12 protein-coding genes are annotated in these 13,713 nt (G+C 33.4%); 8 read left to right on the top strand and 4 right to left on the bottom strand.

Annotated elements, in window-relative coordinates; translation table 11 throughout:
- Positions 1-4: 4 nt before the first annotated feature.
- Complete coding sequence (locus ACSULM_RS10335; protein ID WP_436854978.1) at positions 5-727, bottom strand: metal ABC transporter ATP-binding protein; 723 nt, start codon at positions 725-727, stop codon at positions 5-7.
- 120 nt (positions 728-847) lie between these two features.
- On the opposite strand from ACSULM_RS10335, the gene ACSULM_RS10330 reads away from it, so the two are divergent.
- Positions 848-1,492: a metal-dependent transcriptional regulator gene (locus tag ACSULM_RS10330; protein WP_436862566.1), complete on the top strand. Its 645-nt coding sequence runs from the start codon at positions 848-850 to the stop codon at positions 1,490-1,492.
- Between the two features lie 109 nt (positions 1,493-1,601).
- Here the strand turns inward: ACSULM_RS10330 and ACSULM_RS10325 are convergent, their stop codons facing one another.
- Positions 1,602-2,351 (bottom strand): M50 family metallopeptidase, encoded by a 750-nt coding sequence (locus tag ACSULM_RS10325; RefSeq protein ID WP_436862564.1) that lies wholly within the window; start codon positions 2,349-2,351, stop codon positions 1,602-1,604.
- Positions 2,352-2,585: 234 nt separating this feature from the next.
- Between ACSULM_RS10325 and tarA the strand changes: the two genes are divergently transcribed.
- Entirely contained in the window at positions 2,586-3,332 is a 747-nt protein-coding gene (gene tarA, locus ACSULM_RS10320; protein ID WP_436862563.1) for an N-acetylglucosaminyldiphosphoundecaprenol N-acetyl-beta-D-mannosaminyltransferase TarA, read from the top strand.
- A 396-nt stretch (positions 3,333-3,728) separates the two neighbouring features.
- On the opposite strand, the gene tagH is transcribed toward tarA, so the two are convergent.
- Complete coding sequence (tagH, locus tag ACSULM_RS10315) at positions 3,729-4,523, bottom strand: teichoic acids export ABC transporter ATP-binding subunit TagH (RefSeq protein WP_436862561.1); 795 nt, start codon at positions 4,521-4,523, stop codon at positions 3,729-3,731.
- Positions 4,524-4,909: 386 nt separating this feature from the next.
- Between tagH and ACSULM_RS10310 the strand changes: the two genes are divergently transcribed.
- The 4 genes from ACSULM_RS10310 to tagD all read left to right on the top strand — a co-directional run bounded on the left by ACSULM_RS10310 (position 4,910) and on the right by tagD (position 8,531).
- Positions 4,910-5,710, top strand: coding sequence for an ABC transporter permease (locus tag ACSULM_RS10310; RefSeq protein WP_436862559.1), 801 nt, complete (start codon positions 4,910-4,912; stop codon positions 5,708-5,710).
- A 182-nt stretch (positions 5,711-5,892) separates the two neighbouring features.
- Positions 5,893-6,984 carry a teichoic acid glycerol-phosphate primase TarB gene (gene tarB, locus ACSULM_RS10305; RefSeq protein WP_436862558.1) on the top strand — a complete coding sequence of 364 codons (1,092 nt, stop codon included), beginning with the start codon at positions 5,893-5,895 and terminating at the stop codon, positions 6,982-6,984.
- Positions 6,981-8,039 carry a glycosyltransferase family 2 protein gene (locus ACSULM_RS10300; RefSeq protein WP_436862556.1) on the top strand — a complete coding sequence of 353 codons (1,059 nt, stop codon included), beginning with the start codon at positions 6,981-6,983 and terminating at the stop codon, positions 8,037-8,039. The genes tarB and ACSULM_RS10300 overlap by 4 nt, the downstream gene beginning before the upstream one ends.
- Before the next feature lie 93 nt (positions 8,040-8,132).
- Complete coding sequence (gene tagD / locus ACSULM_RS10295) at positions 8,133-8,531, top strand: glycerol-3-phosphate cytidylyltransferase (protein WP_436854986.1); 399 nt, start codon at positions 8,133-8,135, stop codon at positions 8,529-8,531.
- 157 nt (positions 8,532-8,688) lie between these two features.
- Here the strand turns inward: tagD and pbp4 are convergent, their stop codons facing one another.
- Positions 8,689-9,975 (bottom strand): penicillin-binding protein PBP4, encoded by a 1,287-nt coding sequence (gene pbp4 / locus ACSULM_RS10290; RefSeq protein ID WP_436862554.1) that lies wholly within the window; start codon positions 9,973-9,975, stop codon positions 8,689-8,691.
- 229 nt (positions 9,976-10,204) lie between these two features.
- On the opposite strand from pbp4, the gene ACSULM_RS10285 reads away from it, so the two are divergent.
- On the top strand, positions 10,205-11,923 hold the full coding sequence (locus ACSULM_RS10285) for an ABC transporter ATP-binding protein (protein ID WP_436862552.1): 1,719 nt from the start codon (positions 10,205-10,207) through the stop codon (positions 11,921-11,923).
- Positions 11,924-12,282: 359 nt separating this feature from the next.
- Positions 12,283-13,512: a NupC/NupG family nucleoside CNT transporter gene (locus tag ACSULM_RS10280; protein WP_436862550.1), complete on the top strand. Its 1,230-nt coding sequence runs from the start codon at positions 12,283-12,285 to the stop codon at positions 13,510-13,512.
- The last annotated feature ends 201 nt before the right edge of the window (positions 13,513-13,713 follow it).

Raw genomic sequence — 13,713 nt, 5'->3', positions numbered from 1 at the left:
GATGTTAAGCTGTTTCGTCTGAAATAGCCGCACCTAAAAATGTCTTGTTTAAGTGCTCTGGCTGCATCGCTGTTACACTGTCCCCGAAGTAGCGAATAGATTTGTTTAATAAAAGTACACGATCAAAATAAGTTTCTGTTTTTGATAAATCATGATGAACAATGAGGAGTAATTTTCCAGAGGCTTTTAAACGGCGTAATTGCGTCATAATGATTTGCTCACTGTGAAAATCGATACCCACAAAAGGCTCATCTAATAGATAAATGGTACTTTCAGTCATTAAAGCACGTGCTACTAGTACACGTTGTAATTGGCCACCACTCAGTTCAGATATTTGGCGATGACGTAAATCTTCTAACTCTAAAGTATGCATGAGTTGGTTTAGACGTGATTTTGTTTTAGGAGTAACCCATTTAAACCAACCAATGTCTTTATAAGCGCCTGAAATTACAACATGTTCTACATCAATTGGAAAATCTAAGTCAATATGTGCTTTTTGTGGAATATAGGTTACGGATTTCAACGAACTTTGTATGGAATCACCATTTAACTGAGCAGACCCTGTAGATTTAAATTCACCTATTAGGGATTTTATTAAAGATGATTTTCCTGCACCGTTGGGTCCCATAATTCCAATGATTTCCCCATGAACTGGAATGGATAAATTAATATTTTGTAGTACATGTTTATTACCCAATGTAAGATTTAAATCTTTAATTTCTAACATCTTCATCCTCCTTAATAATATTTTTAGGTTAACCTAATTTAATTTATAATATACCATGAACTTTTAGCGTGTCAAGTTGATTCGTGATACAATAAAGTGAATGAGTTGAGAGGTGAGATAATGCTAACTGAAGAAAAAGAAGATTATTTAAAAGCAATTTTGACGCATGATGGCGATCATTCTTTCGTTTCAAACAAAACACTATCCCAATATTTAAACATTAAGCCACCATCTGTCAGTGAAATGGTCAGTCGTTTAGAAAAATCGGGATATGTTGAAACAAAGCCTTATAAGGGTGTTAAGTTATCAGCAACAGGATTAACATATACATTAGATATTATTAAGCGTCACCGTTTATTAGAGCTGTTTTTAATAAAAATATTGCAATATAACTGGGAAGAAGTGCATCAAGAAGCGGAAGTATTGGAGCATAGAGTATCTCATCTGTTTGTAGAACGGTTAGATAAATTATTAGATTATCCTGTGACTTGTCCACATGGCGGAGTTATACCAAGAAATGAACAATATAAAGAATTATATACGACAAGTTTATTAGCATATAATACTGGTGATACGGTCACAATTAAACGTGTTCGAGATAAAACTGATTTATTGATTTATTTATCAAGTAAAGATATTTTAATTGATGAGAAAATCGAAATAATTAATAGAGACGACACTAATAAAGTTATTATTGTAAAGAAAGCAGACCAAGTTATCGTATTAAGCTATGACAATGCGGAACATATTTATGCCGAACAATAATCATCGATACCAATAAGTGTATGTTGAAATTTATAGCAATTAAAAAACAGCTTCCTAAAAATAGGGAGCTGTTTTCATTTTATTATGTGGGAAAGCATAAAGTAATCAATCAATTTAAAAAGTAACTGATGCAAAGTTGATACACCGTGAACAGGTTGATCGCAATCCATATGATACTAAAGCAGACTGTAGGAATATGAGTTAATGATTTGAGCGTGGTTCCATCCCAACTTACTGCTTGATTGGAAAAGGTAAGCTTAAAAATAGTCCAGGAAGATTGCAACACTTCGCCTAATAATACGCCCAAAATAAAATGATAGGACAAGGTCACTATATAGTGCATCATAAGTTGATTGTCACTTTGAAAAAGAAAATATAACAGTATGATGAGTATCATAACGATAAGAATCGGTAATAATTTTCTCGAAGTGAGTACTAGAAAATAAATAAAAATGGCAAGGTAGGCCGTGATAAATAAACTAGGATAATGGAATGTAATAGCTAAGAAGCCTAAAAACAACATAATCGGAGGCATAATATAGCCACCGAATGTTGTTATGGCCTGACCTGTACGCGATTTGGATTGCGTTATTGCAAACCCTTGTTGTCCAGTTTCTAGGCGCTCTGACGGACGTGAAACAATGACTAAATCTTTTGCTTTACCACCACTGATTTTATTAAATAAAATGTGTCCAAATTCATGGGTTAGTACTGGTATATAGTTTAAATAAATATCTAAAATTTGATTAAAGGGTTTATTTCTATAAGTATGTATAAAAATATAAATAATGCTTATTAATATGACCCAATATAAATTAAGTTGAATCGTTGAACTGAAAAATGCTTGTAGTCTTGTCATAATGTAACCTCATTTTATTATTACAATAACCTTTTGTATTTATAAAAGGGAATTGTAGCATTATGATAAGTATAAAGTATTTATGATGAGAATACATTTAGACTTTCGACGTATCTTTAATATTAAATGGACGTTAAAAAATTTATAATTGCTATCTCATGCAATTTGGAATGTGTTAATATGACAGTAATCATTTAGCGGAATGTTTAAAATTGAGTTAGGAGATTCTAAATCATGACGGAAAACAACAGAACAAATAAAGTAGATGTGTTATCTGTGTATTTTGATAATGTTACTTTAATAGAAATGCGTGAACATATTAAACGCTTTTTTCTAAAAGAGGGGAACACAAATTTATTTATCGTGACAGCAAACCCAGAAATCGTGGATTATGCGACAGAAAATGAAGCGTATCGCAATTTAATAAATAGTGCAGACTATGTCGTGCCGGATGGAACGGGTATCGTTAAGGCAGCGAAAATACTTAACACACCATTAAAAACACGTGTACCTGGCATTGAATTGACAGAAGCATGTTTGAAAATTGCAAATGCGAATCAACAGAAAGTCTTTTTATTAGGTGCTAATAATGAAGTAGTTATGAAAGCAGTGGAGAAACTTTCTGCGCAGTACCCAAATATTCGTTTCGATTTTCATCATGGATTTTTTGATTTGACCGATGAAATGGTCTTGAAACAGGTGACAGATTTTAATCCAGATTATATTTTTGTAGGTATGGGTTATCCAAGACAAGAACAATGGATTAAAAAACATGCACATCGTTTTCAAAAAACTGTGATGATGGGTGTTGGAGGTTCGATAGAAGTATTTAGTGGAACGAAGAAACGAGCACCATTACTATTCCGTAGATTAAATTTAGAATGGGTTTATAGATTGCTTATTGATTGGAAACGAATTGGTAGAATGAAAGCAATTCCTAAGTTTTTATTGAAAGTATTTAAAATGAAATTTCGAAAATAAGAAAAAGTTATAGGAATGGGAGTAGGAGTAAGACAAAAAATTAGCTGCTCTGAAAAGTTGCGTAGACTCAACCCGAGAAGGATGACTAGAGTTGAAAAAGTTTACTTGAGTTGAAGCTCATGCATAAGGCCCTTCGTTAATTTAGTAGTGTTTATTAAATTATATGAAGGGTCTTATTTTTTGAATAATAAACTATATATTGTACCGATTTTGTAACATGCTGACCCCTAGGGGAATAGTATGAGTGAGAGACTACAGGCTCGAACCATACCCCAGGCAAGCATGCACGGTCAAAATCGTAAGATTTTAAATATAAAGAGGACCAATCCATATAAGGATTAGCCCTCTTTTTGAGATTAGGGATTTATGTCCCAAGTTCTTGAAGCCATTTTCATATTATTTTACAACGAATCTTGAATTATCTAATTCACTTCTAAATTTCTTTTGATCCGCTTTTGAACGTTTTTTAAAGTCGTCTAAGAATTTTTCGTATTCTGGTAATACCTCATCCAACTCACCGAATTGTTTAAGCTTACCTGCTTCTATCCAAGCAATTTTAGTACAAAATTCACGAACTTGTTTCATATTGTGGCTTACAAAGAAAATAGTCTTACCTTGTTCTTTATATTCAAAAATTTTGTCTAAACATTTTTGAGCGAATGTTTGGTCACCAACTGATAACGCTTCATCAATGACAAGAATATCTGGGTTTGTTGTGATATTAATAGAGAAACCTAATTTAGCGCGCATCCCACTAGAATATTTTTTTACAGGTTGATAGATAAACTCACCTAATTCACTAAATTCGATGACTTCTGGTGTCAATTCTTTAATTTGTTTTCTAGTGAATCCCATACACAACATTTTAAATTCGATATTTTCTATGCCTGATAATTGCCCATTTAATCCCGCACTTATAGCGATGACACTAACATCGCCATCACGTGAAATATCGCCTTCAGTCGGAGATAATGAACCACCAATCATATTGCTAAGTGTAGATTTTCCGGATCCGTTGATACCGACTAATCCTATAACATCACCTTTATATGCAGTTAAGGATAAATCATTTAAAGCATAAAATGTTTTGTTTTTATGAAATGGGACAATTACATCTTTCAAGCGTTCTTTGTTATTACGATAAATACGATACTCTTTAGTTACATTTTTAATGTTAACCGATACATTCATATTTTTACCTTCCTTGTTTACAGTTAATGCTATTATATTATACATTATATTAGTTGTTAAATTTATTAACCTATTGTAAAGTAAGTGAGTACAATTTAACGGATTAAATCTTATACAGTTGTTAAATTTTACTGAATATAAAATATAAAATCAACTATTTAAAGATAAATTATGAAAATATAAAGATATGATAGCTTTTAATGAACTTTAGACCTTTTAGGGTTTTACGTTAGCATATTCCAATATAGTCCTAACATTTCAACCATTCATTTACGGGTGAGCTTGAAAATTGTTATGATGATTATTGAACAGTATAGTGACATAAAAACGAAGGGTTATAAGAGTGAAAGATGACAAGCTAATCAATTGAAAGTGTGGTTTATTAAATGAATGCAGTGTGGGTAGTTTTTAGAGAGCATGTTAAAAATTTCTATCTTATCCAAAGACTTGCGCAGTTTCAAGTGAAAATTACAAATACAAATAACTATCTTGGCATGGCATGGGAGCTCATTAATCCAGCGATGCAAATTATGGTTTATTGGTTTGTATTCGGTCTAGGAATTAGAAATAACGGTCCGGTTGATGGAGTGCCATTTATTTATTGGTTACTTGTAGGGATTAGTATGTGGTTCTTTGTGAACCAAGGTATTTTAGAAGGAACTAAGTCTATAGCGATGAAGTATAATCATGTAGCAAAAATGAATTTCCCGTTATCAATCATTCCAACATATATTGTTATGAGTAGATTCTATGGGCATCTGGCATTACTAGCTGTAGTCATTGGCTTATGTATGCTTGCAGGATTCTATCCGACAATTTATACATTACAATTAATATTATATGTGCCACTCGCATTAATACTAACTGCAGCCATTGCCTTGTTTACATCTACGCTTGGTGTACTCGTTAAAGATACACAACAAGCGATTCAGGCATTGATGAGAATGGTGTTCTTTGCGTCTTCTATCTTGATTGTTCCTCCAGAAGGAATTGTTAAAGATGTAATGAAATTGAATCCGATTTACTATCTAGCTGAAGCATATCGTTCTGCTGTATTGCATAAAGAGTGGTATTTCATTACACATTGGGAATTAACATTATATAATCTAGTAATAATATTAATATTATTCGTAGTAGGTTCTATTCTACACATGCGTTATAGAGATCACTTTGCTGATTTCATGTAGTAGATAAACTAAATTTGTCAACGGAGTCTTTGACTTTGTTGGCATTTTTTAATTTTAAAAACATGATGCACAAATCATTTTAGGTTAAAGAAAGCACGATAAAATGGATTTTTCTATAATTTTTGGAAGAGGATAGCTATAATATAGTAAAAATAGAAAAAAATTGAATGGCGGTGAATGTCTTGAGGCAAATTATTAAAAAGTTATATATGCTAATCATTAGCCTTTTAAATATGGTTTATGCTAAGAAAAAAATACAACATAATCACATTGTAGTATTGATGACCTTTGTAGAAGACGTGCGTCCAATTATCGAAGCGTTACATCATAAAGGGTATAAACTTACGATAATTGGTGACATATCTAAATTTAAAGCTATACAGCACTTAGACGACGTTAATTTCATACCAGCAGGTAATAAACAGGTATTGAAACATATTAGGGCGTTGAGTACGGCAAAAGTTATTGTCATTGATACGTATTATTTAATGCTTGGCGGCTTTAAAAAGAAGGCGACGCAAACAATCGTACAAACGTGGCATGCGGCTGGTGCATTAAAACAATTCGGATTGACCGATCATCAAGTCGACTTGTCTAATCCTAAGATGGTTGCACAATATAAACGTGTTTATGATGCAACTGATAAGTATCTAGTGGGTGGTCAGCCTATGGAGGACTGTTTTAAAGCGTCATTTGGAGCAACGGATGAGCAATTTTTAAAAACTGGGTTACCACGTCTAGTACCGTATACGCAAATAAATGTTGCAGATCAACAGCAGGCATTGAAAAAACAGTATGGGATTGAAGGTAAAGTAGCAGTATATGTGCCAACATACCGTGAGCACAAGCAGGCCAATCGAGTAATTAATAAGACACGCTTTGAAGCGGACTTACCTGATTATACGTTAATTAGTAAGTTACATCCTTCTATTCAGACTGACGCTCAAACAACGATAGACTTGCAAACATTAATGATTCTAGCTGATGTTATTATAAGTGACTATAGTTCATTAGCTATCGAAGCAAGTCTTTTAGGGAAACCAACACTCTTTTATGTGTATGATGAACAAACATATGAAAAAGAACGAGGTTTGAATGCATTTTATGATGCAATTCCTGACGAATATAAAGCATATTCCGAAGAAGCTTTACTTCAAAAATTAAAAAATCAAGATAAGACATGGCAGCCATTATTTAAAAAATGGCACGAATATAATACTCCAGAAAGCCTAACGCAAGTCATTAATGAAATAGAGAAAATGGTGAAACTATGAAAATTTCAATTATTATTCCAGTATATAATGCAGCTACAACGATTCGTAGAGCAATAGCATCTATAGACACAAAACATCATTATGAAATTATTTGTATTAATGATGGTTCAACAGATGATACTAAAGCAACATTGGAACAACTTCAAAAAGAGTATAAAAATGTCATTATTATAAACCAAGAAAATCAAGGCGCGGCTGCAAGTAGGAATATGGGTATAGCATCCATGACGGGTGATGTATTTATGTTTTTAGATGCAGATGACCAATTTCTTCCAAGTAGAATTGATTTTATGGCAGATTACTATCAGAAAGATGACAATGTAGATATTGTCATTGGTCAAATTGCTAGAGATAAACACGGTGCTTGGCAACCTATTTATTCTCACCAAGCAATACAGAAATTAGAGAAAGTCAATCTCGCACAATGCCCAGAAATAGTACAATCTATCGGTCCAGGCGCAAAAATGTTCAGTGCTAAATTTGCAGATTTACGATTTGATGAAGACGTTGTATTTTGTGAAGAGCATACATTCATTGTCGATGCCTTTAAGAAAGCGAGAGATATTCAACTATTACCGAATATGGTTTATGGTTACAATGTACAAGAAGGCTCAGTAACGGATCAAAGTGCAGATCAGTTTATGGCATATATCTCAGATGCACAAAAAGTGAGAGCACGCGTTATGGATACGCTGCTGTTAAGAGAAACACGCATTTACTATAGCTACCGAATGGATGAATTGATAGTCAGTTATTTAGTTCAAGCATTTATCGACAAACATCCTACAATTTCACAAACGCTTATTGCGGCTGTAACTAGTTATATGAAAGCAATGCAACAGACTGATTATAGTGGAGAAGCAATGTTTAGACTTGTAAAAGTAGTAGAACAAGGCGGTAAAAAATGGGATAAATCATTATATCAACAATGGAGAGAAACACTATTGAAGGTGGGGATCGGTAGACCAAACTTTTATCGTTTCCAAGTTGAAGTATTACCAAAACGTGCGAAATTTAAATCGAGAACAAAATTAAAAAGAATTTTAAAACGTTAAAAAAGATAAATTTGCTTATACTTTAAATGAATGTGCTATAATCTTTGAAAATGAAACGTATCAATTTAATATTTTGTTAAGGAGTATACACTTATGAAACGAGTAATCACTTATGGTACATATGATTTATTACATTATGGTCATATCGAATTGTTAAGAAGAGCACGAGAAATGGGCGATTATTTAATTGTTGCATTATCAACAGATGAATTTAATCGCATTAAAAATAAAAAGTCATATTATAACTTTGAGCAACGTAAAATGATGCTAGAATCTATACGCTTTGTTGATTTAGTCATTCCAGAAAGTGGTTGGGATCAAAAAGAGATTGATGTCGAGCGTTACGAGATTGATACGTTTGTGATGGGGCACGATTGGGAAGGTGAATTTGATTTCCTTAAAGATAAATGTGAAGTTATTTATCTCAATCGTACGGAAGGTATTTCTACAACTAAAATTAAAAAAGAATTGTATGGCGATAGTGCAAAATAATAAATGTCTCGCATAATGACTTTATAATTATAAGAATATAAAAAGCTGTATGTGTCTGAAACATTCATCATGTCTCAGTTACATACAGCTTTTTAAATTGATACAAACTTGAAAATGTATTGGCACTAGCAGATAGGCTAGAAAGCATACATTTGTTTTATTTGAATTTTCTTCTCAATATATCGATGGTTAGAAAAATGATAATTGCAATTGCTGCAATGAGTAACACAGTGCCAAGCAATGTTAGTACTGGATGATCATCCCATGTTGATTTCACAATTGTTGTCGCTTGATGAACAATAGGTTTACCTACTTTGACAGTAGGAGGGCCATATTTGTTTGATATGAATGTTCGATCATAATCGATGTGCACTTCGCCATCTTCAACGACGAATTTATAGTCTTTCTTACTAAAGTTTTTAGGGAGTACATCGTAAAGGTCCTTCTGAACATAGTATGTTTTACCATTAATTTTTTGTTCGCCTTTTGATAATATTTTTTGGTATTTATATTGATCAAAGGACATGTTCATCAATGCATTACCCATCATATTACGTTGTTTTTCACCACCAAGATTATCATAGTTGCCAGCGCCCATAATGGCTTGATTAATTCTAAAACCATTACGTTCAGTTGTAATTGAATGATTATAGTTGGCGATATCGCTTGAGCCAGTCTTCAACCCATCTGTACCTTTTAAGCTCATATCAGCGCCTTCAAGTGAATGGTTAAACGTATAATAAGTGACACCATGTTGTGTTGGTGCAAGTTGTTTAGTGAAATGCAAAATCTTTGGTGTATCTTGTACGGCATGTTGTGATAATATACCAAAGTCTTTCGCAGTCGAAGTACTATTATCTTCATTTTTATATTTTGCTGGTGCGAATTCCTGAAGTTGATTATTTTCAGCACCGGTAGGATTTACGAAATGTGTGTCTTTCATGCCTAATGATTTTGCTGTTTCGTTCATTTTATCTGTAAAATCAGAAGTGCTGTCAGAAACTTCATTTGCCAAAATAAGTGCCGCAGCATTACTTGAGTTAGACACAGTGATTTGTAATAATTCTTGGATTGTATACGTTTCCCCTGGATACAATTTAGTATTACTTAATTCTGGTAACGTAGACATTCTATAATGCTTGTCTGTTATTTTAACTTTATCATCTAAGGATAGTTCACCGTGTTTTACGGCTTCAAGCGTTAAATACATGGTCATGAGCTTAGTCATTGAAGCAGGGTACCATGTTTTATTCATGTTGTATTGATAAAGGACTTGCCCAGTTTGAGCAACATTGACTGCACCTTCAGGCTGATAGGCGTCAGAAACATTATAACCATATTGATTTGCAGCTTGTGTTGGTGTTATGCTTTCAGCTTGCGCAAAAGGTGTTATAATTGTACCGACGAAGAGTACAGTTACAATTGTTAGTATAAGCTTTCTCATAATTACATTCCCTCTTAATATATATTCAGTTTTGATTGCAATAGAAATATTTTAGCATAATGCAAACTTATAATGAAATATAACCCTATGAATATTAGAGCGTTTGTGAATTAAAAAATAGTTGTGTAAAATAGAAGAGGATTACGTCTAGAAACATTTGACGCGATATGAAATGAATTGCTCATTTTTAAAGTAAGTGCAATAAAATTTTTAAGAAGAGGTAAAAAATATGAAGCAAGAGAATCCACTATTCTACTTATTTAAAAAATTATCATGGCCGATTGGGCTCATCATTATCGCCGTATTAATTTCTTCATTAGGTAGTATCACCGGACTGCTTGTCCCATTTTTCACGGGTAAACTTGTCGATAAATTCTCCTTTGAAAACATGAACTGGATGTTTGTTGCAGGTTTTATCCTGATTTTTATAGTCAATGCATTATTAAGTGGTGTAGGACTATACCTATTAAGTAAAATAGGGGAGAAAGTCATTTATGCGATTCGTTCGGTATTATGGCGACATATTATTCATCTAAAAATGCCATTCTTTGATCAAAACGAAAGTGGTCAATTAATGAGTCGTCTTACAGATGATACGAAGGTGATTAATGAATTTATTTCACAGAAATTACCGGAGTTGTTGCCTTCTGTTCTGACAATCATAGGATCAATGATTATGTTGTTTGTGATGGATTGGAAGATGACATTGTTAACATTCATCACAATTCCTGTGTTCGTATTAATCATGATTCCATTAGGAAAAATTATGCAAAATATTTCTAAAAAAACGCAGGCTGAGATTGCCAACTTTAGTGGTTTGTTAGGGCGTGTATTAACAGAAATGCGACTTGTAAAAGTGTCCCATACGGAAGATTTAGAATTAGATAATGCACATAAAAATCTAAAAGAAATTTACTTTTTGGGTCTTAAACAAGCCAAGATTACGGCGATTATACAACCGATTTCTGGTGTGATTATGCTTTTAACGATTGCAATCATCTTAGGCTTTGGTGCGATTAGAATTTCATCGGGTGCGATTACTGCTGGTACGTTAATTGCGATGATTTTCTATGTGATTCAATTGTCATCCCCATTAGTGAATTTGTCGACGCTAGTTACAGATTATAAAAAAGCTGTGGGTGCAAGTAGCCGTATTTATGAAATTTTAGAAGAGCCTACAGAGCCTATACACCTTAAACAAGAAGGTACTATTACGGATGGCAGTCTGAAATTTGAACATGTCGACTTTAAATATGGTGTCAAACCCATCCTGTCAGATGTGAGCTTTGAGATTCTACCAAGTAAAGTGACTGCCTTTGTAGGGCCATCGGGATCTGGTAAAAGTACAATCTTCAATATCATTGAACGCATGTATGATATTGAACAAGGTGATATTACATATGACGGTAAGTCCATTTATGACATTGCGTTAGGTGACTGGCGTGAAAAAATTGGTTATGTTATGCAGTCCAATTCAATGATGAATGGCACCATTCGAGATAATATTTTATATGGTATTAACCGAGAAGTTAGTGATTCAGAACTCAAACACTATGCCCAATTAGCAAATTGTCACGAATTTATTGAACAGTTTGAAGATGGATACGATACGATAGTGGGTGAACGAGGCTTGAAACTTTCAGGCGGTCAACGTCAACGTATTGATATTGCACGTAGCTTCGTAAAAAATCCAGATATTTTATTATTAGATGAAGCAACAGCCAATCTAGATAGTGAAAGTGAACGTAAAATCCAAGATGCGTTAGAAGAGCTCATGGACAATAGAACTACAGTCGTTATTGCACATAGACTCTCTACAATTAAAAAGGCAGAACAAATTATATTTATTGATGCCGGTAAAGTGACAGGTGTGGGGACACACCAAGCACTGATTACAAATCATGAAAAATATCGTCAATTTGTAAATACTCAAAATTTATCAGAATAAAAAATGGCTACATGACATTAACTTTCACAATTGTCATGTAGCCGTTTTCATGTCTAAAAACGAACATTGGTGTTATTTATATAAATAAAAACGATTATTAATCGAACGATAAAATAGTTATTTTATATAAAGTCCACTCATGCTATAATAACTGTGCATTATAAAAAACAATGTTTTTATGAAAGTGTAATTTAAAAAGTAATGAATAAGCAAATATAGGTTATCAAGTTTTCACTTTATGATGGATACACAAACTGAAAGTGTGTTTGCTCAAACTTGATGCCGCTTAATACATAGCAAATATGACTTTCAGCATGGCATTGTGATCAATGATTTTATTATGGAATGGTGGGTGTAAGATGTTTTTAGTGATTAATATCATTGGATTATTTGTATTTCTAGGGATTGCCGTGCTTTTTTCTAGAGACAAAAAGAACATTCAATGGAAATCAATTGGTATATTAGTTGTTTTAAATTTATTTTTAGCTTGGTTCTTAATGTACTTTCCATGGGGGAAATCGACGGTACAACTATTAGCGAATGGCATTTCTTGGGTCATTGATTCTGCGCATAATGGAACTGGATTTGCATTTGCAAGTTGGGTGAAACCAGGAGCTATGGATATGGCAGTCAGCGCTTTATTCCCGATTTTATTAGTAGTGCCGTTATTTGATATTTTGATGTATTTCAATATTCTGCCAAAGATCATTGGTGGTATTGGTTGGGTATTAGCAAAAATTACGCGCCAACCTAAATTCGAATCCTTCTTTGGTATCGAAATGATGTTCTTAGGGAACACTGAAGCATTAGCAGTTTCAAATGAACAGCTCAAACGCATGCAAGAAGCTCGTGTACTAACGGTAGCCATGATGTCGATGAGTTCAGTGTCTGGAGCGATTGTAGGGGCTTATGTCTCAATGGTTCCCGGTGATTTGGTGTTAACAGCAATTCCGTTAAATGTAATCAATGCGATTATTGTTTCAGCAATACTTAATCCTATCTCACTAGAAGAAAAAGAGGACATCATTTATAGTATTCAAAATGATGAATTAGAACGCCAACCATTCTTCTCTTTCTTAGGTGATTCAGTGCTCAATGCTGGGAAACTAATCCTGATTATCGTTGCATTTGTCATCAGCTTTGTTGCACTTTCCGATTTGATTGACCGTCTCATTAATCTATTAACAGGCGTTGTTGCAAATTGGGCAGGTATCAAAGGAAGCTTTGGTTTGGATCAAATTCTAGGCGTATTTATGTATCCATTCGCCTTATTACTTGGCTTGCCTTTTAATGAAGCTTGGGAAGTTGCACAACAAATGGCTAAGAAAATTGTAACCAACGAATTTGTAGTAATGGGACAAATTAAAGATGTTGTTGATTCTTATTCTCCACACAGACGTGCAGTCATTACGACATTCTTAATTTCATTTGCCAATTTCTCTACAATAGGGATGATTGTGGGTACTTTGAAAGGGATTGTTGATAAGAAAACGTCAGATTTCGTTTCGCAATATGTACCAATGCTTTTATTAGCAGGGATTTTAGTCTCATTAATGACCGCAGGCTTTGTTGGATTGTTTGCTTGGTAATCGGTCAAAGTAACTTGCTTTAAAAAAGTAGAATAAAACAAAGATATATATATAATCTCAAAATAACTGCGTGTATCCGATAAATGGATGCGCGCTTTTTTATGTTAAAAAGGCTCTTTGTCAATAACGGTTGGTCTATAAAAAATAAATATATTTCGATACATCAAGCAACTCGTTTTTGTTGCTTGATGTATTTTTTAT

It is taken from the genome of Staphylococcus caeli (genome assembly GCF_051413795.1).
Classification (GTDB): Bacteria; Bacillota; Bacilli; order Staphylococcales; family Staphylococcaceae; genus Staphylococcus; species Staphylococcus caeli_A.
The sequence above is the reverse complement of the archived record's forward strand: the minus strand, read 5'-3'. Positions and strand labels throughout refer to the sequence as shown.